Here is a 22,697-nt window from a genome sequence, read left to right as displayed (position 1 = left end):
CACAGACCACAAGCAGAGCCAGGAGGGCTCATGGACAAGATCCTGATCGACTTCACCGGCGTGCGGGCAACCGCACTCCTCGAGTTGTACCTTCGATGGCTGGAAAGCCGAGATCGGCGCCCCATCCTCCGCGACCCATGGCCACAACGAGCCGTACAGCGCCTCGACTTCGACTTCTCCCAGTTCAAGTCCATGGTCATCGGACGGTTCGCCGTGGCCGTCCGGTCACGCGTGATGGACGGGTGGGTTGCGAAGTATCTGGCGAACAACCCGGATGCGGTCGTCCTGGATCTCGGGTGCGGGCTCGACTTCAGGGTCTCCCGGGTCGATCCGCCGCCCGGCCATCACTGGTATGACGTGGACTTCCCCGACGTCATCGAGGTCGCGCGGCAGCTCTACCCCGAACGCGTGGAACACAGCACCATCGGCGCGTCCGTCGTCGATCCGGGCTGGCTCGCGCAGATCCCGGGCGACAGGCCGGTGGTGGTCGTGGCCGACGGCCTGTTCGGGTTTCTCAGTGAGGACGAGGCGCGACAGGTGTTCCGGCAGATCATGGACCACTTCCCGCGGGGGGAGTTCGTCTTCAACAACATTTCGTCGACGATCAGAAACCGACACCAGAAGCGACCGTCAGCGCTCTTCACGAAGTTCGGCATCGAAGAGAAATGGGCGCTCGACGACGCGCGAGCAGCCGAGAAGCTCGATGACCGCCTGCTGTTCGTGGACAAGGAGAACCAGCTGGACACGCCCCTGCTCGCACGCACCCCGCTCTACTACCGGGCACTGTGCGCCCTGATCAGCATGGTTCCGTCCTGGAGGGAGAGCGGCTGGATACTCCGCTACCAGTTCTGACCAGGTGCGCGCCGGATCAAGGCGGGCGAAACGGTAACCGTCTCCATCGCGGCCGCCAACGGCGCCCCCCAGCATTTCGCCGACCCCGACACCCTCGAACTGCTCCGCCCGTCAGGCGGGCACGTCGCCTTCGGCCACGGCATCCACCAGTGCCTCGGCCGGCAGTTGGCGTGCGTGGAACTGCGGGTCGTGCTCCCCGCCCTGGTCGGCCGATTTCCGACCCTGCGCCTGGTCACCTTGCCAGCGGACCTGGCCCTGCGCACCGACATGGCCGTCAACGGCGTCCACCGGGTCCCGGTCACCTGGGACGCGTAAACGACATCGAATCTCAATCAAGGAGACCCCTGACATGACTGCCAAGATATGCCTCGTGACCGGCGCCTCATCCGGCATCGGCCGCGCCGCCGCGCTCGAGCTCCTGCGCGCAGGACACATCGTGTACGGCGCGGCGCGGCGGGTGCACATGATGGAGGCGATCCGCGAAGCGGGAGGTCACGCCCTGCCGATGGACGTGACCAAGGAAGAAGATCTCCAGCGGGTCGTCCATACCATCCTGGACGAACACCAGCGGATCGACGTTCTGGTCAACAACGCGGGAGCCACCGTCCACGGCGCGGTCGAGGACACACCACTGGAGCTGGCGCGAGACGAGTTCGAGGTCAACGTGTTCGCACCGGCCCGGCTGACCCAGCTCGTTCTGCCGCAGATGCGGGAGCAGCGATCGGGCACGATCGTGAATGTGTCGTCGATCGGCGGCGAGATCGCCCTGCCGCTCGGCGCCTGGTACTACGCCTCCAAGCACGCTCTGGAAGCCTTCTCTGACACGCTCCGCCAGGAGGTCGAGCAGTTCGGCATCGATGTCGTCGTCATCCAGCCCGGCATCATCAAGACCGACTTCGAGGCCGGGACCGCGCGTCAACTGCGGGAGATCTCCGGGAACGGCGCCTACCGGCAGATGACCGAGGCCATGGCACGCGCGGTCGAGACGCGGCCGGGCGGGGACAACCCGGCCTCGGACCCCGAGGTGGTCGCAACCACGATCCGGCAGTCCGTCGAGTCGGACCGGCCGGAAACCCGTTACGTCGTGGGCTGGCAGGCCGAGGAGCTCCTCAACCTCAACAGGTCCCTCTCCGACCGCGAATTCGACGCGGGGGTGACCGGCCGGCTCAAATGATCGAATCGCCGCCCCCCAACGCGAGTGCGGGCGCAACTTCAGGGTCTTCCGGGTCGATCCGCCGCCCGGCCATCACTGGTACGACGTGGACTTCCCGGACGTCATCGAGGTCGCGCGGACATGAGAAGCGACCGTTGCGTTCTGATCACAACATCTCTGGAAGGAGATAGATGTCCATTTCCTCAACTCCGGTCCCGGTGTCGATGCCGATGGAGCGTCCCGCCGGTTGCCCCTTCGATCCGCCAGAGGAGCTGGCGCAGATGCGCGCCGACCAGCCCCTCAAACCGCTGGCCTACCCGGACGGCCACGTCGGCTGGCTGGTCACCAGCCATGCCCTGGCCCGCGCGGTCCTGGCCGACAATCGCTTCAGCCACCGATCCGAGCTCGCGCACAGCCTGGTGGCCGTGGCAAGTACCACGGAGAAGCCGCGACCGGCTCCACCGGGGGCCTTCATCGCGACGGACCCGCCCGAGCACACCCGCTACCGCCACCTGCTCACCGGCCAGTTCACCGTCCGCCGGATGCGCCAGCTCACCGAGCGAATCGAGCAGATCACCGCCGAGCACCTGGACGCGATGGAACGGCACGGCCCGCCGGTCGACCTGGTGGAGGCGTTCGCGGTCCCCATCCCCAGTCTGGTGATCTGCGAGCTGCTCGGAGTTCCGGCCAGCGAGCGGGTCCGGTTCCAGCAAGACCTGGTCGCGCTGCTGAGCCTGACGGCCTCACCGGAGGAGAAGCTCGCCTCCACCACCAGGCTGCAGCGGTTCATGGGTGACCTGGTGCGGGCCAAGCGCGCCAACCCCACCGACGACCTGCTCAGTGGCTTGGTCGCCGACAGTGGCCTGACCGACGAGGAACTGGCCAACATGGCCGGCCTCCTGTTGGCCGCCGGTTTCGACACCACCGCGAACATGCTCGGCCTGGGCACATTCGCGCTGCTCGGCAACCCTGACCAGTTCGCCGTCCTCCGCGACGAGCCGGACCTCGCCGGCAGGGCCGTGGAGGAGCTGCTGCGCTACCTGAGCATCATCGGCGGCACGCTACGGACCGCGCTGGAGGACGTCGAGCTCGGCGGGGAGCTGGTCAAAGCGGGGCAGACGGTCGTCGTGTCGCTCCCTGCGGCCAACCGCGACCCGGAGCGCTTCCCCCGCCCCGACACGCTCGACCTGCGCCGCCAGGCCACCGGCCACATGGCGTTCGGCCACGGCATCCACCAATGCCTGGGCCAGCAGTTGGCCCGTGTCGAGATGCAGGTCGCGTTCCCGGCGCTGTTCCAGCGGTTCCCGACCCTGCGCCTGGCCGTCCCACACGAGGAGGTCCCCCTGCGCACCGACATGGCGATCTACGGTGTGCACCGCCTCCCAGTGACCTGGGAGGAGGCATAGTGCCTTGCGCCTGAAAAGCCAGACCTGAGTTTGCTGCTGGTTTCGATTCTGGGCAAGTTGATTTTCGTGAGGTTGCAGGCGAGAGCAGGGGATCTCCTCGGCGGTCCTGTTCCAGGTAGAGCGCCTGGTCCGTCCTCATCAGCGAGCAGGCCGGGGGCGACGGCGGCCTCGTGGCGGACGGCTCCGGCGCCGTCGAGGGTTGGCCTGGTGGCGGCCCGTCCCGGCACGGCAGAGACAGCACCGCCAGGGCCGGGGCCGCAGACCCGGCGGTGCCGCAGCGGCCGTTCGAGGCCCAAACTCGACTGGCTGTGCACGCACTCGAAGGCTCGCGCGGTAACCAGGCCCCCGCACGGTCGCGCGGGGACCTTGTGGTGGATAGCCGAAACCGTGCACCATCACCCGATGGCCCCGTGCCTCAGGAGCGTCATCAGCTGGTTCGCTGCGGCGTGCGCCCGGTCGCTGATCTCCTGCTCGGCCGGCTCCCGGACGCCGTGCAAGGCGTCCTCGAACAGGTCCCTGCCCAGCATCGCCACGAACGTCGCGGCCGCCGACCGCGGGTCGGCGATCCTCCAGCCCTGGCTGGGCGCCCAACGGTCGAGGTAACGCCCCAGTACGTGCGCCCGGAGTTCCATGGCCTGGCGATAACGGTGCCCCAGCTCCGGGAAACGAAGAGCGTCCCGCGTCACCACCCGATAGAGCGCCAGCTCGGTCGGCGACAGCACTCGTCGCAGATAGTCCACGCCCGCGAGCGGCAACGCCACCTGCGGTGGTTCGGCGAACCACGGCAGGTCCTCATGCTCGTTGTGCGGGTCCTCGGGCGTTGAGCAGGACTGCGCGGCGCGCCCAAGCGGGTCCAGCTGGCCCCGGCGGCCACCGATCCCGAAACCGGCCGCAGGTTGTGGGAGCTGTCGGAGCAACTGACCGACGTACGATTCACCATCGCCGCTCGGTGAGAACCGATAAGGCGGGGTGGGGGCGCCAGCCGCGAATCAGCGCGGGGAATCGGGCCGAGGCCCCCGATTGCTGGTCCCATTCCGGCGGCGTCCATGATCGCTGGACCGCTCGCCCTCGCGCTGCGCTTGTGGGGCGGCATGCACGGCCTGATCTCCCTGGAGGTCTACAGCCACCTTCACTTGCAGACCCACGACCCTGCCAAGTTCTACCATGCCGAGCTGCTCGACCTGATGAGGTCCTTGGGGCTTGAAGTGGTAGATGCCCGCCGCCCGAGGACGCCGAGCAGGCTCGTGAGTTCGCGTGGGCTCTCGGGCGAGGGCTTGAAATACCGTTCGACGTTCTCCGGCTTGTTGCGGCGGGACTCGGCCATGAGTATGAGAGGTCTGACGCCTGCCTCGCCGAGGTGTGTGAGCCCGCAATGGCACAGCTCGTGCAGGTCCCAGCCGGTTCGCTCTGACCGTCGACGATCGCCTACACCCGATCGCTGCGCGAGCGCGGCGTGGCCCTGCCTTACATCGTGGGGCTGACCAGCCCTGTCCGGTAAGCGATGACGACCAGTTGCGCACGGTCACGCGCGCCCAGTTTGGCCATCGCATGGCTGACATGGGTGCGCACGGTGGCGGGGCTGAGGAACAGCTCGATACCGATCTCACCGTTGCTCAGGCCCTGTCCCACCAGGGCCAGCACTTCGCGTTCGCGCTGAGTCAGCACCGCGAGCCGGTCCTCCGCGGCCTGGGCGGCTTTACGTTGCACGGTGAACTGGCCGATGAGGCGCCGGGTGATTCGAGGCGCGAGCAGCGCGTCTCCGGCGGAGATCACGCGGATGGCATGCAGGAGTTCGGCCGGTCCGGCGTCTTTGAGCAGGAAGCCGCTGGCGCCGGCCTGCAAGGCGTCGAAGACGTACTCGTCGGTGTCGTAGGTGGTGAGGATGAGGACGCGGACCTGCTCCAAGCCGTGCGTCCCGGCGATCTCGGCGGTGGCTTGAATGCCGTCCAGCCTGGGCATGCGGATGTCCATGAGGACGACGTCGGGGCGGGTGGCGCGGGTCCGTTCGACGGCTTCGGCGCCGTTGGTGGCCTCTGCCACCACCGTGATGTCCTCCTCGAGGTCGAGCAGGACCTTGAACCCGGAACGTACGAGCCCCTCGTCGTCGGCGACCAGCACCTTGATCGCGGCGTGGGCCGATGGTGAGGCGGCCGCCGCGTTCATGGGCGCAACCCGGTCGGCGCGAGGGGCAGTCGTGCCCTGACTTCGAACCCGCCGCCCGGAATCGGCCCGGCATCGAGTTCTCCGCCCAGCAGTTGACAGCGCTCGCGCATTCCGGGGATCCCGCGGCCGGGCCTGGCCGAACTGCCCGTGCCGCTCGGAAGCCGAGCGGGTGGATGCGGATCCGCGGGCCCGTCACCTGGGGCGGCATGGCGACCTTCATCGCTCACCCGGATCTCCAAGACCTCGAACCCGAGGTTCAGCGCCACCGTCACCCGGGTCGGGCCGACGTGGCGGATCACGTTGGTGATCGATTCCTGAATGACTCGGTAGGCGGCACTGCCCACCGCGCTCGGCAACAGCGCCGTGGGCGCGGTCTCCTCGAGCTTGATGTCGAGTCCGGCCTCACGTGCCTTGGCGGTCAGTTCGTCGATCTGCCCCAGCCCGGGGTACGGCACGCGCCCGTCGTCGTCACCGTCGTCACGGAGTACCCCGAGGATGGCCCGCATCTCCTGCAGCGCCCGGGAACTGGTCTGCTCGATGGCCCGCAGCGCCTCACGCGCCACTTCCGGCCTCCTGTCGAGCACGTGCGCGGTGACACCGGACTGGACGTTGATGATCGCTATGGCGTGCGCGACGGTGTCGTGGACCTCGCGCGCGATCCGGAGCCGTTCGGCGTCCACACGCGCCCGCGCTTCCTCCTCGCGGGTGCGTTCAGCCAGCTCGGCACGCTCCTGAGCTTCGGCCGCGATGACCCGTCGAGACCGGACGGACTCGCCGAGGGCCACGCTCATGACCGACGCGCCGACCCGGAAGAACACCCAGCCGATGGCGGCGCGTGGCTCGATGTCGGCCCCGGCGACCAGCCAGCAGACGGCGAGCACCGAGGTGCCCACGCCGGCTGTCATCAGCGACCGGCGCCCGTCACCGTAGGCGGCCAAGGTGTACAGCGCGACGAAGAGCCCGAGCCAGCCGGGCCCGTCCGGGAAGTCGAGGCCGTAGTACACCAGGCTGGCGAGCGCGGTGGTGACGAACACCGGAACCGGCCACCGGCGGCGGACCGCGACGACCACGCCACTCACGACCAGCAGGACATATCCCAGGTATCCGAGGTCGGTGAGCGGCCGCGATGCCACCTCACCGGCATTGCGGATCACCGTGCCCTGAACCTGCATCACGGTGATAAAGAGCGCGAGCAACGCGTCCTGCGCCGGCACAGGCAGGCGCAACCACGCGGCGGGGTGCCTCATGCCGCGATCCTACGGTTACCTCGCGCGAGAAGACTCCGCCCAGACGCGCGACCGCCTACGACGACGAGCGTACGAGGGGCCGGGTTGGCTACGCAGAACCGCGTAGACGCTGCCATCCGCTGGTGGAGGCCCCCGCTGCCTCGACAGCGCGACGATTGATTCCGCGAAACCCTCCCAGGCGCAGTCAGCAGCGGCCTTGACCGGCATAGGCCGAGCCACCGGGCACCGGCTCGCCAGGGACGGCAGCGTCCGGGCCATGCAGGATTCCGGCAGTGGGCGCTGACCACGTGGACACGTGGGCTCCCATCAGCAAGAGATGAGGACCATATGCAAACACAGCAACGTCGATCAACCGCGGCCATCGCCACCCTGGTGTTCGGCGCGGTGCTGGCCGTCGCGGCGTCGTCGGCTGTCCCAGCGATGGCCAAGACCGGCTTCGACTCAGCGAGCACGGACAGGTCGGCGGCGGCCACGGCGGCACCCGCCTTCCCGACATTCGTGCATCTGCCGGCCGATCAGGCGGCGCATCCGACCGCACGCGCGGAATGGTGGTACGTGATCGGCCATGTCAATGCCCATGGCCATCGGTTCGGGTACGAGATCACGTTCGGCGCTGGTAAGGACCCACAGGTCATGTTCTCGATCACTGATAAGACGACCGGCACGTTCTACACCGAGAGCAAGAGCTACTCGGGTGACCAAGCCAGCTTCTCCACCACCGCGCTCGACATACGCACGCCCTCCGCGACGCTGTCGGGGCCGATGGATTCGATGCGACTGCACGCCATGCTGCCGGACGTAGGCGAAATCAACCTGACACTCAGCGCGCGGGGACCCGCGCTGTACAACAACGGGACCGGGCTGATGCCTTTCCTCGGCGGCACGAGCTACTACTATTCCCTGCCTAGCGTGACGACACAGGGAACGCTCAAGGTGAACAACCGGACCTACCCGGTGACCGGCGAGTCGTGGCTGGACCGCCAGTGGGGAAACTGGGATTGGAGCACCATGGACAAATGGACCTGGATGCCCTTGCAACTGTCCAACGGCGACCGGGTCAACCTCTGGGACCTGTTCGCCGAGGGGCGTGAGGTTTCTTACGCGACCGTGCTGCGCCCGGACGGCACCCATCAGATGGTGGCAGTGGAACCGCTCGCCGACACCACCTCCGGCTTCTGGACCAGCCCGACCACCGGGAAGCGGTACGGCACTCGGTGGACCGTGAACATCCCCACGCTGGATGCCAGCCTCACCGTCGTTGCCAAGCCGCAGGGACAGGAACGTCAAGGGACGTTCGGTGGCACCTACGAAGGTGCGGCCAGCGTCACCGGACGATACCGGGGCAAGCCGGTCACCGGGCAGACCTACGTCGAACAGAACGCCAACTGGCGATAGCGCTTCTCCACTTGCCCGGTCCCGAACGGCCCGTGATAGGCAAGTTCCGCCGCCCGCGGGCCGTATCAGCGAGGCCATCGACGCGCACAATCGCTCGATCGCTCTGCTGGAAGAGGCGGGCGCCGCCGCGGACGGCGTCACGGCGCTCGGCAATCTCGCGGAGGCGTACCGGCTGGGAGGAGAGTACGAACAGGCGATGGCCTGCCACCGGCGGGCACTGCGAACCCTCCGCGACAACGGCCAGTTCGGCGGCTACCCGACCGCCGAGATCTCCTGGGGGCTCGGCCTGGCACTCCACGAGACCGGCGAACTCGCCGAGGCGCGGGGCCACTGGCGCGAATCCGTGGCGATCCTCCACTCACTGGGCCTCATCACCGCCGAGGACCGGCGCGCCATCGACACTAGCGCGATCCCGGCCACCCCGGGGGTGATCCGGCGCCACACCTGATCAGCTCAACCCTGCCTCGGTGAGGTGTATCCGGACGCACCCCGCCGAGCGGTTGGGCGCCCGCTGTGCCGGGCGGGCTGCGGCTCGTCGGGGTGCCGACCGGCACGTGCCCAAGCCGATGATGGTGAGATTCCCCGTTGCACGGACACTTGGGGTGCCGACCGTTTCAGGGTGCTTTCAGAGATGTTTCAGGGCCTCACGCCAGGGTGGCTTACCACGAATAACCACGACCTGCCGGGGCGGGCGGTGGCACGCAGATGCCCATGCGCGGCATGGTGCGGACGCCCGGCTTGCCAGCCGTCCGCGCTTGGAGATCCGTGCGGCGCGCTCTGGCACGGGACAGGAAGGCGATCCATTTCCATGACACGCGCACGTGCCGCGCTGGTGGCAGCTGTCGCGGCGACGGCCATGACTCTCACCGCCTGCGGGGTGGGGGACGTCCTCAGGTCCGCCGCCGACCGGCAAACCTCGGAGGCCAGCGCGGCCGCGGAGGAGCCAAGGGAGAGCCCCGCCGCCGAAGAACCACGCGATGGTGACCCGCAGGCGTCCTCTGGCTCGGACGAGGCCCGGTCGGAGCCGGCGGAGCCGGGGGAGACGACAAAGGCGGGCACCCGGCTCCGGCTCGGTGAGCAGGCGATCCTGCCATACAGGAACGGGTCCGTCGGGATCACCGTGACCGCCGTCGAGAAGGGCGACCAGGCCGCGCTTGAGCGGGAGTTCGGCACCCGGGCCAGGGGCATTGTGCCCTACTTCATCCGCTACACCGTTGAGAACGTAGACGGTGCGGACAAGTCGTTCATGTCGGCTCCGTACCTGCAGCCGCTCACCGCGACCGGCGGCCCCACCGGTGCCGTACTGACCGGTAGCCTAGGCGACTGCGAGAGGAAGTCGGCCCCGAAGGACTTCGCACGGGCCGGCGCCACCTTCCACACCTGCCGGTTGACGGGTGCCCGATCGGGTGTGGAGATCGTGGGCGCGGAGTTCGACGACGACGCTTATCGGGACGACCCAGTGGTGTGGCGGAAGTAGTGGACCCCGTGGGTTGGGATTTCTCGCGTCATCGGACAAGCGCTGCTTCTGGCGCCATCGGCAGGTGCCGTTACGGGCGGTAGCCAGATTTCGTCCAAGTGCTGATCGCGATCGTGCACGGGCCGCGTGCAGGGGCGGCCGCTCTGTGAAGATCTCGTTCGTCGAGAACTTGATCATCATCTGAGCGGCCGCGAGGTTCATCGTGCCCTGTGAGCAGCATGCAGCCGCCGGGGCGGATGGGCGGTCCATCGAGGCGTTCGAGGCCGATCTGGGAGAGCCCGGAGGTGAGACGACTCCTCCGGGCCCACCCGGCGATCCCGCACTACCTCGGGCTCATCACCAGCGAAGAAGGACAAGCCATGGAAAGCAGCGCCATACCCGACACACCGAAAGTGATCCAGCGCCAACTCTGAGGACGCCCCAGCGGACGGAGCGGCGACGGCCATGCCGACTGGACCTGAGAGCCGCCGCCAGGGTGATGTCGCGTATGCGGTCTTCTTGCGCGGACCCTTTTCCGAATAGTCGTCCTCAAAGGGTTACGCGCACGCTGCGGCGCTCACCAACGGGGACGGGAGTCGTTGCCGGATTCACCACGCGGGACGCTCCTGTGCAGCCGATCTCCTGATAGACGATGACCGGCTCCCTCGTCCCGTTGGCCACGCTCGTGAACGGCCCGCTGGTGGAATAGCACCCGGCCGCGGGGTCGACGGCGGAATAAATTCTCTTTCCTGAGGCGGCGTAAAGGGTCAAGCTGCCGGCCGCGGCGCCGGCCGGGGCGGGCATGCACGTCATGGAGTCGTTGAGCGTGACGGCCCTGCAGTCGGGGCTTACCGACTTGGAAACTCCCGCGCTCGCCGCCATGGCGCCCTGCGCCGTGAGTCCGAGCATGGCGGCGGCCATGGCGCCGGCCACGGCGACACTTCTCAACCTGAGTCGCATGAAACCTTTTCTCCCGATGACGCGCAGAATGAGTTCGCGCTGATGATTGATTTGCGCACCGTAATCATAGAGATGACCGCTGAAATGGCACTGAAATGCCATCGAAAGCCTTGTCCCGCCCACCCTCGGAGGTCTTGGCGCGCGACGAACAGGTGGAGCGGGTCGAGATCGCCGGGGACGGGGTAGCGGTGACGGGGTGACTGTGACCCGGTCTGATCAGGGGTACGTGCGGAGGCGGTCTCGGAGTTTGCCGCTTTCCAGGTCGAAGTCGAGGGCCAGAGTGCGTTCAAGCGGGCGCGGCAGCCACCACACCCTAGGGCCGAGCAGGGTCAGCACGGCGGGCATCAGCGTCATCCGAACCAGGAACACGTCCAGCAGGACGCCGGCCGCGATACCCGGCCCCAGCATGCCGGTCAGTGGCTTGCCACCGGCACCCAGGACGAGCGAGACCACGGTTAAGACAAGCGCGGAGACGGCCATCACGGGGCGGGAGCGAGCGAAGCCGGTGCGGAGGGCGGCCTCCGGGGCCAGGCCCTCGGCCAGCGCCGAGCGGATCGCGGCGCCGAGGAAGATCTGGTGGTTCATCGCCACCCCGAACACCACGATGATCGCGATTACGGGCAGCAGCGGGTGGGCACGGTCATCCCCTAGCGAGACGACGACGGCGAGGATGCCCAGCATGGCCGCGATGCTCAGCAGGTAGCCCGCCACCGAGATGATCGCGAGCAGCACCGAACGGAAGGCCATCGCCAGGTGCTGGTACGTCAGCATCAGCATGAGAACCAGGTAGAGCGGGAGGAAACCGGTCTCGGCCGGGGCCAGTCGCAGGTGCCCGAGGCCGAGAGCCATGACGGCGAGCAGTGCTGTACCCGTCGCCAGGACTGGGACGGGATGACTCATGACGAACGCGACCCATCGTGATTCGGCGGGCGCCCGCCGGGCGGACCGGGGAGTGGTGAACGCCAGCAGCGCCGGGACCAGGGTGATCGCGGCGATCATGGCTACGAGGACCACGGCGAACGCGGTCAGGCCCGCCGTGACCAGGAAGTCCTGGCCGGTCATGGCGAGTTGGGGCATGGGAGGGAAGACCGCCATAGCCGCGCAGATGACGCTCGGGCCGGCGGCTCCCATGGCCCTGGCGATGGCCTCGTTCCGGTCGGGGGACGGGTCGTCCCGGAGCGCGGCCAGGATCCGCGACCCGTAGTCAACGGCCACGACCAGAGCAAGAATCGACGGCAGGGCGAGGGCCCCAGGATCGAGGCCCAGGCGCGGGACGACGACGCAGCCGGCCAGGAGGACGGCCAGCCAGATCCCGGCGACGAGCCCTCGGTGCCGGCAGCAGTACGCGCCGATGCCGTAGAGGGTGACAGACAAAGCAACTCCTCATCGGTGTGACATGCCAGGCAGAGCTCGGACTGGTCAGTCCACGGAAAACGGCACCATCCGGCGCATGAAGGCGTCCCAACCGCGATCGCCCACCAGGCGCCGGACCACCGGTGCCACCCGGGCCTGGGGCCCGACCTTGTACCGGGCCTTCGGGCGGCGGGCGGCAACAGCCTTGACGATCACCTTGGCCACGTCCTGGGCGCTCAGCACGTCACGGGCCCCGTCCCGGTGGGCCCGCTCGACCATCCTGGCCACGCTCCGCTTGAACCCCTCATAGGGGCCCTCGCCGCCGGTTCGCGGGTTGTTCCGCTCACTGCTCGCCATGAACTCCGTCCGCACCGCCCCCGGTTCGACCAGCACGACCCTGATGCCGAACGGTGCGACCTCCTGCCGGAGCGAGTCACTCAGCGATTCGAGCGCGTACTTGGTCATCGCGTACGGGCATCCCGTCGGGGGCGTCACGAGACCCGCGGCGGACCCCAGATTGACGATCGTGCCCGAGCGCTGCTCCCGCATCCCGGGCAGGACGAGCTGGCACATCCGGATCAGGCCGTACACGTTGGTCTCGAACACCTCGCGCACCAGGGAGAGCGGAACCTCCTCCACTGGCCCGCCACCGCCGCGCCCGGCGTTGTTGATCAGGGTTCCGACGGCGCCGTGCTCCTCCTCGACAGCCCGTACGATCCGCACCATGGCGTCCTCGTCGGTCACGTCCAGCCGCTGCACCCGGCAGCCCGCGTCCCTCAGCTCGTCCAGGGTGTCCAACCGCCGTGCCGTGGCCCAGGTGGGATAGCCGGCTCGGACCAGGGCGAGTGCGGTGGCCCGTCCGATGCCCGTGGAGCATCCGGTGATCAATACTGCGTTGGATGTCATACCGCTTCTCCAAGCTGCCAGGTGACGGGGAGACGGCGCACGCCGTACGTGATGGAGTCGGTGCGGAACTCGATGTCCTCCTGCGGCACCGCGAGCCGCAGGGCGGGGAGGCGGCGGAGCAGGGCGTTCAGCGCGACGCGCAGCTCGACGCGGGCGAGCTGCTGGCCGATGCACTGGTGGATCCCGTGGCCGAACGCGACGTGGCCCGAGGTCGTCCTCGTCAGCCGGAGCTTGTCCGGATCGGGGAAGCGGCTGGGATCGCGGTTGGCGGCGGGGAGCGAGATCGTCACGGTCTCGCCTGCGGCGATCTGCACGCCGTGCACCTCGATGTCCTTCAGCGCGGTGCGGGTTGGGCCGAGGTGGACGATGGACAGGTAGCGCAGGAGCTCTTCGACGGCGTCGTCGATCAACGACGGGTCGGCGCGCAGACCGTCCAGCTGGTCGGGATTGGACAGGAGGGCGAGCGTGCCGAGGCTGAGCATGCCCGCCGTGGTTTCGTGACCGGCGATGAGCAACATGACGGCCATGCCGGTCAGCTCCTCGTCGGTCAGCTCGCCGCCCTCGATCAGGCCGCTGATCAGGTCGTCCGCGGGCTTGGCGCGCTTGCGCAGGACCAGCTCGTGGAGGTGTCGGGCGAGGTCGGCGGTGGCCGCGCGGGCGTGCTCGGCGGTGGCCTCGAGACTGGCGATCACGGCCGTGTTCCGCTGGAAGCTCTCGCGGTCGCCGTATGGCACGCCGAGCAGCTCGCAGATGACCAGCGACGGGATGGGCAGAGCGAAGGACTCGACCAGGTCGAGAGGCGGACCCAGCCGTTCCATCGCGTCGAGGCGCTCGGCGGTGATCTCCTCGATTCTGGGCTCCAGCTCGCGCATCCGGCGCACGGTGAACTGGCCGGTGAGCAGACGCCGGTACCTGGCGTGTTCGGGTGCGTCCATGTTGATGAAGATCCCCGGTCCTGCGGGCTCCCGCGAGCCGTACCCGACCGGCCGGCGCTGGAGCTCCGACCGGGCGCTGAAGTCGGGATGGGCGAGGACCGCCCGGGCGGCGGCGTGACCGGTCACCAGCCAGCCGAGGTGGCCGTCAGGGTAGGCCATGCGGCTGATGGGACGTAGCCTCGCCAGCTCTGTCGGCGGGTCGAGGGGGCGGGTGCGGGTCGTGGGCAGCGGGTGGGCCATCTCATTCCTCGCTCGCGGGAAGCAGCTTGTCTGGGCTGATCGGCAGGTCGCGGGCGCGGATGCCGGTGGCGTTGAAGACGGCGTTGGCGATGGCCGCCGCGGAGCCGACCGCGCCGATCTCGCCGAGGCCGCGGCTGCCGGTGGGGCTGAAGATCGTGTCCGGATAATTCAGGAAGTGGACGTCTATATCTGGGATGTCGGCGTTGGTGGGGATGAGGTAGTCCGCGAAGTTGGCGTTGGCGATGCGGCCTGTCGCGGGCTCGACCTCGGCGCCCTCCAGCAGCGCCTGGCCCAGGCCCCACACCACGCCGCCGATGATCTGGCTGCGCGCGGCCGCGGGGTTGAGTATGGTCCCGGCGTCCACCACGCTGGTCATCCGGGCCACCCGGGTCTCGCCGGTGAACCGGTTGACCCTGACCTCGCAGAAGTGCGCCGCGAACGAGCTCATGGCATGCGTGGGCGTGGCCTCGGGTGTGCTGGTACCGCTGGCCGTGACGCCGTCCACCTCCATGAGGGTCAGCAGCGGGCCGAATGCGACGCTCCGCCCGTTCGCGCTCAGCACCCCGTCGCGGTAGCTCACCTCCTCGGGCGTGAGCCCGTGAAACGGCGAGCGCCCGTGCTGGGTCGCCCGCAGGATCAGCGCGTCCGTGGCCGCCTTGGCGGCGGCCCTGACCGCGGGCGCCACGCTCGAACTGCCCGCCGACCCCACCGCGCCCGCCATCGCCCCGATCGGCATCGGGTCCGGGCTGAGCCTGGTGTCGCCAAGCACGGACACCACACGGGAGAGCGGCAGGCCGAGGTTGTCCGCGGCCGTGATCGACAGCACGGTCCGCATGCCGGTGCCCATGTCGGAGGTGGCCGCCCCGACATGCACGGTGCCATCGTTGCGGAACGAGACCCGCATCGTCATCTCGTACCGGTTCGCCCCGTACACCCCCACCGCCATCCCGTACCCGACCAGCAGCTCCCCCTCCACCACGGAGCGTGGCTGGACCTTGCGGCGCGACCAGCCGAAGCGGGCCGCGCCGACGCGCAGGCACTCGGCGAGATGCTTGGAGGAGTACGGCCCACCGTTGGTGGGGTGGTGGTCGGTGTCATTGGCGAGCCGGAGCGCGACCGGATCGAGGGCGAGTTCGTGGGCCAGCTCGTCCATCGCGCATTCCAGGCCGAACGACCCGGCCTCCTCACCGGGGGCGCGCATGATCGTCGCGGGCGGGATGTCCAGGGTCACGACGCGGGTGCCCGCATGAACGTTGGGCGTGGGGTAGACGCCCAGTGAGTAGCCGCTGACGCCGTTGTAGAGGGAGCTGACGTTCGACCTGGTGGACACGCAGTCGTGCTTGATCGCGAGGAGCTTGCCGTCGCGGGCCGCGCCGAGCGCGACGTCCTGGACGACCGCCGGGCGGTGGCCGGTCACCGAGTAGAGCTGCTCTCGGGTGAGCGCCAGCTTGACCGGGCGCCGTACCTGCCGCGCCGCCGCGGCCGCGAGCACCGCCGGCGGCCAGGTGCTGGCCTTGCCGCCGAAAGCGCCGCCGACATACGTGCTGATCACCCGTACGCTCTCGGCCTCGACCTCCATCGCGACGGCGATCTCCTGCGCGTGCAGCAGGGGACCCTGGGTGCCGCTGTGGACGGTGAGCTTGCCGTCGGTGTCCCAGGCGGCGATGGCCGTGTGGGGCTCCATCGGGTTGTGGTGCTCGGGCCGCTGGCTGTAGGAGGCCCGGACAGTGACCGCGCTGGCGGCCAGCGCGGCATCGATCGAGCCGAACCTGGGCTCCAGGACGTCGACGACGGGTGGTCCGGTCAGCGGAGGTGGCACGACGGCGTTCGGGATGCCGTCGGCGAAGGACGCGTTCGGCCGCCTGGCGTCATAGGCGGTCTCGACCAGCGCCGCCGCGTCCCGTGCCTGCTCGAAGGTCTCGGCGACGACCAGACCGATGACCTGTCCGTGGTGGCGGATCTGACGGTCGCCGGGCTGCAACGGGAAACGGTTGGGTCCGTAAAGGAAGTAGCCAGGCCCCTCCGCCCAGGGGCCCGCGTACCGCAGCGGATTGAACGGTGTGAAGACGGCGAGCACGCCGGGCGCGGCGAGGGCGCCGTCGGCGCTCATCGAGCGGATGGTCCCGTTCGCGATCGTGCTGAGCACCAGGTAGCCGTGCGCGAGGCCGTCGACCGGGTGGTCGCCGGAGAAGCGGGCCGCGCCGGTCACCAGGCGCGGTCCGTCAACGCGATTGGTCATGGTCGGCCTGCCAGCCGGGTGAGTGCGCGGATGACGGTCTGTCGCAGGAGGGCGGGCTTGAAGCCGTTGTGCGGCAGCGGCCTGGCGCCCTCGGCCGCCAGCGCGGCGGCCTGCTTGAAGACGTCCGGACGGGCTGGGCGGCCCTTGAGCGCCTTCTCGACCGCGGGCAGCCGCCACGGCTTGGTACCCACGCCTCCGGCCGCGATCCGCGCATCCACGATCACACCGTCACGCAGGTCGATCGCCGCGGCGACGGAGGTCAGCGCGAACTCGTACGAGTGCCGGTCACGCACCTTCACGTACACCGACCGCTTGGCCCAGGCCAGGGCGGGCACCGTCACGCCGATGACGAGTTCGCCAGGGCGCAGCCGGTTCTCCAGGTGTGGAGTATCTGCGGGCAGCAGGTAGAAGTCCTCCAGGCGGAGGGCACGGGTGCCGGACTGGTCGCGTAGTCGCACCGAGGCGTCGAGGGCGGTCAGCGCCACCGCGAGGTCGCCGGCGTGCGTGGCCGCGCAGGCATCGCTCGTGCCCAGGATCGCGTGCGTCCGGTTGCTGCCGGTCAGCGCGGGGCAGCCGCTCCCGGGCGTGCGCTTGTTGCAGGGCGTGGCCGGATCGCGGAAGTATCCGCAGCGCGTGCGCTGTAACAGGTTTCCGCCGATGCTTGCCATGTTCCTGATCTGGGGGGAGGCGCTCTGGAGCAGCGCCTGGGAGATCACCGGATAGTGAGTGGCGGTCAGTGGGTGGGCCGCCGTGTCGCTCATCTTGGCCAGCGCGCCGATGTACAGGCCGGTCGTGTCGTAGCGGATGTCGCGCAGTGGCAGCGCGCCGATGTCCAGCACCGCGCTCGGGGCCATGACGTCGAGCTTCATCAGGTCCACCAGCGTGGTGCCGCCCGCCAGGTAGGCCGAGCCGTCGCCGGCTGCCGCCAGGGCGTCCTCGACGCTGGAGGGTGCGGTGTAGGTGAAGGCGCGCATCAGCTCGGCCCGCCCTTCCGGACGGCCTCGACGATGTTCGGGTAGGCGCCGCAGCGGCACAGGTTGCCCGACATGAACTCCCTGGTCTCCGCCGGCGAGCCGTCGTGCCCCTCCCCGACCAGCGCAACCGCGGACATGATCTGCCCGGGGGTGCAGAAGCCGCACTGGAGGGCGTCGCAGTCGAGGAACGCCTGCTGCATCGGGTGGAGCCTGGCTCCCTTTGCCAGCCCCTCGATCGTGGTGACGGACCTGCCGTGCGCGCCGGCGGCCAGGGTCAGGCAGGACAGCACTCGGCGGCCGTCCACGTGCACGGTGCAGGCGCCGCACTGGCCCCGGTCGCAGCCTTTCTTCGTGCCGGTCAGGTGGAGCCGCTCACGCAACGTGTCCAGGAGCGTCGTCCTGGCGTCAAGGCGGAGGCGGTGGGTCGCGCTGTTCACGCGGAGGGTCAGGTCGAGCGTTGTCGCGGCACCGGCTGTCGTCCGGCCAACGGCTGTCGTCGTGGCGCTGACCGAGCCGGCCGGTACAGCGCCGGCTGCCACGGCTGCCGCCGACGTGGCCAGGAATCCACGCCGGGACACCGCCGACGCGTCTGGATCTGTCATAGAGCTTCCCTTGTGAGACGTTAGATCTCGTTCGTAAGACGGACTGTCTCAATACTGGGATGAGGTGTCAAGCGGGCCGGTGGCGACGTATGATGACGGCAATGATCAGAAGGTCCGCCCTGCGCGAGCACGCTGCCGCCGGGATCCTCGACATCGCGGCGACGGTTTTCGCGGAACACGGCGAAGCGGCCAGCATGACAGACATCGCCAAGGCCGCCGGGGTGGGGCGTGCCACGCTCTACCGCTATTTCCCGAGCCGGGAGGCACTGGTCCAGGCGCTCTACCAGACGGCCGTCGGCGACCTGTTCGACAAGATCGACGACGCCGACCTCGACGCCGTGCCCGTGAAGGAGGCGCTGGCCCGGCTGACCAGGGCCGCTGTGACCATGATCAGTAAATATCGGGCGCTGGCCGTGCTGGACAGCAGGATGGATGGGCTCGAAGAGGTCAACGGACGACTCGGGCCGACGTTCCAGGGCGTCTTCGACCGGGGCGCCGCCGACGGGACCTTCCGTACCGACCTGCCCGCCTCGACCCTGATGAGCGCTTATGTAGGGCTGCTCAGAGGGATCGGCAACCTGGTGATCCAGGGGCAGATGGGAGTGGAAGAGGCCAGCGCGGCGATCACCGCCGTCTTCCTGGACGGCGCCCGCTTCGGGACCCGGCCGCAGCATGACTGAGCCCTTGGTCTGACGGAAATCTCATCTACGTAGCTCAAGCGGCATGTGAGCACTCGCGAAGGATGTCGCCAAGCCGGTCGTGTCGACGTATTTTCAGGTCGAGCATGCGCTTGGGGGGGCGAGTGCGGTCTGGATGCCTGCGTCGGCCGCCGGCGACGCGCTCGTCCGCGACTGTCGGTTCATCGGCGCCGTCGGTTCATATCGGCAGCGAATGAATGACCCTTTACTTTGCACACAATGCAATCGTGTGGTCGCTCCGGCGGCATCCTGGCGACATGCTGAAGATGGTCCTCTCCCTTGTCATGGCCGCCATGACCCTGCCCGCGCCGGTGGCGGTGGAAGAAGTGGTGCGCAAGGACTGGAAGGTTCGTGGCCAGGCCGGTCTCCTGGGCGTACGCGAGGTCCGACCCGACGGTCCAGCGCGGGGCCGTCCGGTGTTGCTGCTGCACGGAGCGCGGGTGTCCGGCGTACCGTCGTTCGACCTGCCGGTGCCTGGCGGGTCGCTGGCGGCGGACCTGGCACGTAAGGGGCATCGGGTGTTCATCGTGGACGCGCGCGGCTACGGCACGTCCGACCGGCCTTCCTCGTTCGACCGGTCCGCCTTGGACAACCCACCGGCGGTCACCGGGGAGGAGGTCGTGGACGACATCGCGTCAGTCGTCGACTGGCTGCGATCGACGACACGCCACAGGCGGGTCGACATCGTTGGCTGGGCGACCGGTGGGCACTGGGCCGCCTGGTATGCGAGCGAGCACCCGGCCCGCGTCGAGAATCTGGTGGTGTACAACAGCCTGTACGGCGAACTGGACGGCCACCCGACGCTCGGGCGCGGCTCGGACTACGAGGATCCGGATGAGCCAGGCCACTTCGACGACGCCAGACACGGCGCCTACCGGCTGTCGACCGGCCCGAGCCTGGTGACGAGCTGGGACTCGAGCATTCCGGTGGACGATAAATCGAAATGGCGTGATCCGCGAGTGGCCGACGCGTATGTCAAACACGCCTTGGCAAGCGACCCGACGTCCAGCGACCGCGAGCCGCCCAGCTTCCGGGCACCGACCGGGGCCATGAAGGACAGCTTCTACCTGGCCACCGGGCGGCAGCTATGGGACGCATCCAAGATCACCGCGCGAACGCTGGTCATGCGTAGCGAGTACGACTTCTGGTCGCGCGAAGGCGACGTGCCCACCCTCGTCGCGGACCTGGACAAGGCGGAGGACGTGCGATCGGTACGGCTGAACGAGGCGACGCACTTCGTGCACCTGGACAGGGCCGAGCGCGGCCGGGACCGGTTGGTCGGTGAGCTCGTACGCTGGCTCACGTAGGAGACCCCTCGGCCGCAGACCGGCACCGCCCCGCTGGTGCCGGCTACGACTGGCATGAGCGCGGCTGCGGACCGCCCGGTGCTGTTTCCGCGCAGGTTCGGCCCCGAGAACGCGGCGATCTACTCCAGTCCACCTGTCATATCTGGATAGCGGGGTAAATGGGCAACGATTGATATAAATGGCGTATGAATCTGCAGCAGCTTCGCTACGCCGTGGCCCTCGCCGAGGAGCTGAACTTCGGCCGGGCGGCGCTGCGGGAGGGCGTGCGGCAGCCGCCGTTCAGCCAGCAGATCGGCAAGCTGGAGGAGGAACTGGGCGTGCGGCTGTTCGAGCGCACCACCAGGCACGTACGCCTCACCCCGGCGGGCCAGGCGTTCGTCGCCGAGGCCCGTACCAGTCTGGCCCATGCCGAGCTGGCCGCGGAGTCGGCCAGGCGGGCGGGCCGGGGCGAGGCCGGACGGCTGCTGATCGGATTCGTGGGATCGGCGACCAACCTCACGTTGCCGAAGGTGTTGCGCCGCTTCCGTACCCGCTACCCCGGGGTGCGGGTCGAGCTGCGCGAGCTGCCCACCGCCCAGCAGGCCGAGGAGCTGCGGCAGGGGCTGCTCGATGTCGGCCTGTTGCACGCGCCGCTCGCCGGGCCCGCCGCCGAGGTGCTCACGACTCAGACGGTGGCCCGCGAGCTGCTGCTGGCCGCGCTGCCCACCGACCACCGCCACACCGCCCACACGTCGCTGCCGCCCGCCGCCCTGGCGGAGGAACCCTTCGTGATGTTCCCGCGCCGGGACGGGCCCGGGCTGCACGACCAGATCACCGCCGTGACCAGGGCGGCCGGGTTCGAGCCCCGGATCGTCCAGGAGGCCGTGCAGATGCAAACCATCGTGGGGTTGGTGGCGGCGGGGATCGGCGTGTCGATCGTGCCCGAGTCGGTGGCCCGGCTGCGGCGCGGCGACGTCGCCTTCCGCCTGCTGACCCCGCCGATCAGGATCGTCACCCTGGACCTGACCTGGCGCGCCGACGACAGGAACCCGCTGGTGCACAACTTCCGCTCCCTGTTCCACGCCCCACCCACCGCCACCCTGTAGCGCCCACCCGCTGTCGCGGCTCCTTCATGCGTGGCCGTGCCGGTGGCGGGCACGCCAGCGGCCACCGGCACAGGGTCAATCACGGTTTCCCAGGCTTCACCGTCTCTACGCCGGGGAAACGTGCGGAGCTTGCCGGTCGATACGGAGACTGACTAGTCGGTGCGGAGCCGGCTCGGGCCGACCGTTGAACGCAGTGGCCTCATCCAGGCCCCGGCCTGCATGCGCAGCTGCTGGAAAGTCCCTCCGGCGACACCGCGGGCCGTTCTTGAGACGGCTGGACTGAAGTTGACGGGATCCCGTCTGATCGTTGAGATCGGGCGGGATCTTGTCGTTTCGGGAGTTTCCGAATCGGGTTCGTCCTGGTTTAGGAAGCGCGGAGCGGGTGTCCGGGAAGGCCCGGGTGATGTCGGGTCGCTGGTGGAGGACCGAGATTCGGCCGTTGGGCACGGCGAAGCCGACGGTGGGCTGGGTGCTGCGGCGGGGTGGCGGGTTTTGCGGCTTATGGAGTAGGTGGTGGTCTGCTCTGGCCTGCAGGTGGCGTGCCGTCGAAGGGTTCGGCTGGGTTCTGCGGGGTGTCGGCGGGCGTGGCGGGCTCGTCTGGGGGCTGGCGGGTGTGACGCCACTGGTCGAGGAAGTGGTCGTTGGCGACCGTGACAAGCAGCGCGGTGAGCAGGTTCTGGGCGACGCGGCCGTGGGCGAGCCGGTTCTTGGGCTCGCCGAGGTCGAGGTCGTGCCCCTTGACTCTGCCGTTGATGCCTTCGGTGTTGGCGCGGACGGACTTGTAGGTGGCGATCCAGGCGGGACTCAGGTAGGGCAGGTCCTGGCGGAACTTGTCGAGGTGCCCGAGGTCGTCCTTGCTCAGGGTGATGGAGTGCTGGCGGCAGATTTTCGGCAGTTCGCCGGCCTTGAGGTCGGGCTGTGGGGGCAGGGCGCGGGGCTTTGCCGCGAGGTGGGCCGCTCGCTGCCGGGCGTCGGTCAGGTCGACCGCGGTGGGCCGGGTGGGCCCGCGTTGGTGGAGGCGGTCGAAGCGGGGGCAGGTGAGCGATGGGGAGGTGCCTGCTGCCGGGCATTGCAAGCGGATGGCGCCGCCCGCGTTCGCGTTCTGTTTGAGCCGCAGCAAGTACGGCTCTCTCGCGGTGATCAACGCGGTGAGTTCTTGCGATGGTGTGCGGATGGCGGCGTCGTTCAGACCGGTGGTCGCCTGGGCGAGCCTGTCGGGCATCAGCGGGCAAGCAAGGGAACCGTCGATGAGCAGGGCGCCGTGGGCGCTTCCTTGCACTCCTCGCTGGTCCACTTTGTAGTCGAGGGCGAGCTTGTAGCCGAGTTCGCGTGCGGGCTGGGCGAAGTGGCCGGGTTGCTGGTCGGTGTAGGCGCGGTCGACGACGGCGAAGGCGGCAGGGAAACCGAGCGCGGCCAAGGGTTTCAAGGTAGTGATGGCGTTGGCGCCGATGCGTTTGTGCGGGGTGTCGAGGACCAGGCCGAGCGCCAGTTGCGGGAAGGAACCGAGAACAGGGCGGGTGCGGGCGGCGACCGTGAGCGTAGCCGAATAGCCGTACTCGGGTGGGCCGTTCCCGGCCGAGTGGTGCCAGCCTGCGGTGATGAGCTGCCCCGGGTTGGTTGGAGGCTCCCAAGACTGGAAGGCTGGGAGTCGTGCCCGCACCGAGGAAGTATCCCCCAGAGCTGCGTGATCGCGCCGTCAAGATGGTATTCGACCTGCGTGAGGAGA

At 68.9% G+C, this 22,697-nt stretch carries 21 protein-coding genes; 10 read left to right on the top strand and 11 right to left on the bottom strand.

Annotation, left to right across the window (positions count from 1 at the left end; all coding sequences use genetic code 11):
* Nucleotides 1–30 precede the first annotated feature (30 nt).
* The 4 genes from ABGB18_RS48070 to ABGB18_RS48055 all read left to right on the top strand — a co-directional run bounded on the left by ABGB18_RS48070 (nucleotide 31) and on the right by ABGB18_RS48055 (nucleotide 3,411).
* On the top strand, nucleotides 31–852 hold the full coding sequence (locus tag ABGB18_RS48070) for a class I SAM-dependent methyltransferase (RefSeq protein ID WP_347702424.1): 822 nt from the start codon (nucleotides 31–33) through the stop codon (nucleotides 850–852).
* Between the two features lie 15 nt (nucleotides 853–867).
* Nucleotides 868–1,167: a cytochrome P450 gene (locus ABGB18_RS48065; RefSeq protein ID WP_347702430.1), complete on the top strand. Its 300-nt coding sequence runs from the start codon at nucleotides 868–870 to the stop codon at nucleotides 1,165–1,167.
* 34 nt (nucleotides 1,168–1,201) lie between these two features.
* Nucleotides 1,202–2,026, top strand: coding sequence for an oxidoreductase (locus ABGB18_RS48060; RefSeq protein WP_347702423.1), 825 nt, complete (start codon nucleotides 1,202–1,204; stop codon nucleotides 2,024–2,026).
* Between the two features lie 170 nt (nucleotides 2,027–2,196).
* Nucleotides 2,197–3,411 carry a cytochrome P450 gene (locus ABGB18_RS48055; protein WP_347702422.1) on the top strand — a complete coding sequence of 405 codons (1,215 nt, stop codon included), beginning with the start codon at nucleotides 2,197–2,199 and terminating at the stop codon, nucleotides 3,409–3,411.
* A 395-nt stretch (nucleotides 3,412–3,806) separates the two neighbouring features.
* Here the strand turns inward: ABGB18_RS48055 and ABGB18_RS48050 are convergent, their stop codons facing one another.
* The 3 genes from ABGB18_RS48050 to ABGB18_RS48040 form a co-directional block, all read right to left on the bottom strand.
* A complete protein-coding gene (locus ABGB18_RS48050) occupies nucleotides 3,807–4,328 on the bottom strand; it encodes a TetR/AcrR family transcriptional regulator C-terminal domain-containing protein (protein ID WP_347702421.1) in 522 nt (173 codons plus the stop codon).
* Nucleotides 4,329–4,875: 547 nt separating this feature from the next.
* Nucleotides 4,876–5,574: a response regulator transcription factor gene (locus ABGB18_RS48045; protein ID WP_347702420.1), complete on the bottom strand. Its 699-nt coding sequence runs from the start codon at nucleotides 5,572–5,574 to the stop codon at nucleotides 4,876–4,878.
* Nucleotides 5,571–6,821, bottom strand: coding sequence for a sensor histidine kinase (locus ABGB18_RS48040; protein ID WP_347702419.1), 1,251 nt, complete (start codon nucleotides 6,819–6,821; stop codon nucleotides 5,571–5,573). Before ABGB18_RS48040 ends, ABGB18_RS48045 begins: the two co-directional genes overlap by 4 nt.
* Before the next feature lie 327 nt (nucleotides 6,822–7,148).
* Between ABGB18_RS48040 and ABGB18_RS48035 the strand changes: the two genes are divergently transcribed.
* The 3 genes from ABGB18_RS48035 (at nucleotide 7,149) to ABGB18_RS48025 (ending at nucleotide 9,693) form a co-directional block, all read left to right on the top strand.
* Nucleotides 7,149–8,216, top strand: coding sequence for a lipocalin-like domain-containing protein (locus ABGB18_RS48035; protein WP_347702418.1), 1,068 nt, complete (start codon nucleotides 7,149–7,151; stop codon nucleotides 8,214–8,216).
* Nucleotides 8,119–8,664: a tetratricopeptide repeat protein gene (locus tag ABGB18_RS48030; protein WP_347702417.1), complete on the top strand. Its 546-nt coding sequence runs from the start codon at nucleotides 8,119–8,121 to the stop codon at nucleotides 8,662–8,664. Before ABGB18_RS48035 ends, ABGB18_RS48030 begins: the two co-directional genes overlap by 98 nt.
* Before the next feature lie 408 nt (nucleotides 8,665–9,072).
* Nucleotides 9,073–9,693 carry a hypothetical protein gene (locus ABGB18_RS48025; protein ID WP_347702416.1) on the top strand — a complete coding sequence of 207 codons (621 nt, stop codon included), beginning with the start codon at nucleotides 9,073–9,075 and terminating at the stop codon, nucleotides 9,691–9,693.
* 528 nt (nucleotides 9,694–10,221) lie between these two features.
* Here ABGB18_RS48025 and ABGB18_RS48020 read toward each other — a convergent pair.
* From ABGB18_RS48020 to ABGB18_RS47990, 7 genes are all read right to left on the bottom strand, one after another.
* Nucleotides 10,222–10,734, bottom strand: coding sequence for a hypothetical protein (locus ABGB18_RS48020; protein WP_347702415.1), 513 nt, complete (start codon nucleotides 10,732–10,734; stop codon nucleotides 10,222–10,224).
* Between the two features lie 114 nt (nucleotides 10,735–10,848).
* Complete coding sequence (locus ABGB18_RS48015) at nucleotides 10,849–12,006, bottom strand: MMPL family transporter (RefSeq protein ID WP_347702414.1); 1,158 nt, start codon at nucleotides 12,004–12,006, stop codon at nucleotides 10,849–10,851.
* Nucleotides 12,007–12,051: 45 nt separating this feature from the next.
* Nucleotides 12,052–12,891, bottom strand: a complete 840-nt coding sequence (locus ABGB18_RS48010; protein WP_347702413.1) for an SDR family NAD(P)-dependent oxidoreductase — start codon at nucleotides 12,889–12,891, stop codon at nucleotides 12,052–12,054.
* Nucleotides 12,888–13,985, bottom strand: coding sequence for a cytochrome P450 (locus ABGB18_RS48005; RefSeq protein WP_347702412.1), 1,098 nt, complete (start codon nucleotides 13,983–13,985; stop codon nucleotides 12,888–12,890). Before ABGB18_RS48005 ends, ABGB18_RS48010 begins: the two co-directional genes overlap by 4 nt.
* 82 nt (nucleotides 13,986–14,067) lie before the next feature.
* Complete coding sequence (locus ABGB18_RS48000; RefSeq protein ID WP_347702411.1) at nucleotides 14,068–16,305, bottom strand: xanthine dehydrogenase family protein molybdopterin-binding subunit; 2,238 nt, start codon at nucleotides 16,303–16,305, stop codon at nucleotides 14,068–14,070.
* Nucleotides 16,302–17,279 carry a xanthine dehydrogenase family protein subunit M gene (locus tag ABGB18_RS47995; RefSeq protein WP_347702410.1) on the bottom strand — a complete coding sequence of 326 codons (978 nt, stop codon included), beginning with the start codon at nucleotides 17,277–17,279 and terminating at the stop codon, nucleotides 16,302–16,304. Before ABGB18_RS47995 ends, ABGB18_RS48000 begins: the two co-directional genes overlap by 4 nt.
* Nucleotides 17,279–17,881 (bottom strand): (2Fe-2S)-binding protein, encoded by a 603-nt coding sequence (locus ABGB18_RS47990; RefSeq protein ID WP_347702409.1) that lies wholly within the window; start codon nucleotides 17,879–17,881, stop codon nucleotides 17,279–17,281. The genes ABGB18_RS47995 and ABGB18_RS47990 overlap by 1 nt, the downstream gene beginning before the upstream one ends.
* 101 nt (nucleotides 17,882–17,982) lie before the next feature.
* On the opposite strand from ABGB18_RS47990, the gene ABGB18_RS47985 reads away from it, so the two are divergent.
* The 3 genes from ABGB18_RS47985 (at nucleotide 17,983) to ABGB18_RS47975 (ending at nucleotide 20,971) form a co-directional block, all read left to right on the top strand.
* Complete coding sequence (locus ABGB18_RS47985) at nucleotides 17,983–18,561, top strand: helix-turn-helix domain-containing protein (RefSeq protein WP_347702408.1); 579 nt, start codon at nucleotides 17,983–17,985, stop codon at nucleotides 18,559–18,561.
* Nucleotides 18,562–18,836: 275 nt separating this feature from the next.
* Nucleotides 18,837–19,886 (top strand): alpha/beta hydrolase, encoded by a 1,050-nt coding sequence (locus ABGB18_RS47980; protein ID WP_347702407.1) that lies wholly within the window; start codon nucleotides 18,837–18,839, stop codon nucleotides 19,884–19,886.
* A 185-nt stretch (nucleotides 19,887–20,071) separates the two neighbouring features.
* Entirely contained in the window at nucleotides 20,072–20,971 is a 900-nt protein-coding gene (locus ABGB18_RS47975; RefSeq protein ID WP_347702406.1) for a LysR family transcriptional regulator, read from the top strand.
* 499 nt (nucleotides 20,972–21,470) lie between these two features.
* Here ABGB18_RS47975 and ABGB18_RS47970 read toward each other — a convergent pair whose 3' ends face one another.
* Nucleotides 21,471–22,631 (bottom strand): hypothetical protein, encoded by a 1,161-nt coding sequence (locus tag ABGB18_RS47970; protein ID WP_347702405.1) that lies wholly within the window; start codon nucleotides 22,629–22,631, stop codon nucleotides 21,471–21,473.
* Nucleotides 22,632–22,697 lie beyond the last annotated feature (66 nt).

The sequence above is a fragment of the Nonomuraea sp. B12E4 genome, from assembly GCF_039871825.1.
Lineage (GTDB): Bacteria > Actinomycetota > Actinomycetes > Streptosporangiales > Streptosporangiaceae > Nonomuraea.
The sequence above is the reverse complement of the archived record's forward strand: the minus strand, read 5'-3'. Positions and strand labels throughout refer to the sequence as shown.

Coding starts and splice junctions, on each gene's coding strand:
- ABGB18_RS48070 (WP_347702424.1), top strand. CDS start 31: ATGGACAAGATCCTGATCGACTTCACCGGCGTGCGGGCAACCGCACTC.
- ABGB18_RS48060 (WP_347702423.1), top strand. CDS start 1,202: ATGACTGCCAAGATATGCCTCGTGACCGGCGCCTCATCCGGCATCGGC.
- ABGB18_RS48055 (WP_347702422.1), top strand. CDS start 2,197: ATGTCCATTTCCTCAACTCCGGTCCCGGTGTCGATGCCGATGGAGCGT.
- ABGB18_RS48045 (WP_347702420.1), bottom strand. CDS start 5,574: ATGAACGCGGCGGCCGCCTCACCATCGGCCCACGCCGCGATCAAGGTG.
- ABGB18_RS48040 (WP_347702419.1), bottom strand. CDS start 6,821: ATGAGGCACCCCGCCGCGTGGTTGCGCCTGCCTGTGCCGGCGCAGGAC.
- ABGB18_RS48035 (WP_347702418.1), top strand. CDS start 7,149: ATGCAAACACAGCAACGTCGATCAACCGCGGCCATCGCCACCCTGGTG.
- ABGB18_RS48025 (WP_347702416.1), top strand. CDS start 9,073: ATGACTCTCACCGCCTGCGGGGTGGGGGACGTCCTCAGGTCCGCCGCC.
- ABGB18_RS48020 (WP_347702415.1), bottom strand. CDS start 10,734: ATGGCATTTCAGTGCCATTTCAGCGGTCATCTCTATGATTACGGTGCG.
- ABGB18_RS48010 (WP_347702413.1), bottom strand. CDS start 12,891: ATGACATCCAACGCAGTATTGATCACCGGATGCTCCACGGGCATCGGA.
- ABGB18_RS48005 (WP_347702412.1), bottom strand. CDS start 13,985: ATGGCCTACCCTGACGGCCACCTCGGCTGGCTGGTGACCGGTCACGCC.
- ABGB18_RS48000 (WP_347702411.1), bottom strand. CDS start 16,305: ATGACCAATCGCGTTGACGGACCGCGCCTGGTGACCGGCGCGGCCCGC.
- ABGB18_RS47995 (WP_347702410.1), bottom strand. CDS start 17,279: ATGCGCGCCTTCACCTACACCGCACCCTCCAGCGTCGAGGACGCCCTG.
- ABGB18_RS47990 (WP_347702409.1), bottom strand. CDS start 17,881: ATGACAGATCCAGACGCGTCGGCGGTGTCCCGGCGTGGATTCCTGGCC.
- ABGB18_RS47985 (WP_347702408.1), top strand. CDS start 17,983: ATGATCAGAAGGTCCGCCCTGCGCGAGCACGCTGCCGCCGGGATCCTC.
- ABGB18_RS47980 (WP_347702407.1), top strand. CDS start 18,837: ATGCTGAAGATGGTCCTCTCCCTTGTCATGGCCGCCATGACCCTGCCC.
- ABGB18_RS47975 (WP_347702406.1), top strand. CDS start 20,072: ATGAATCTGCAGCAGCTTCGCTACGCCGTGGCCCTCGCCGAGGAGCTG.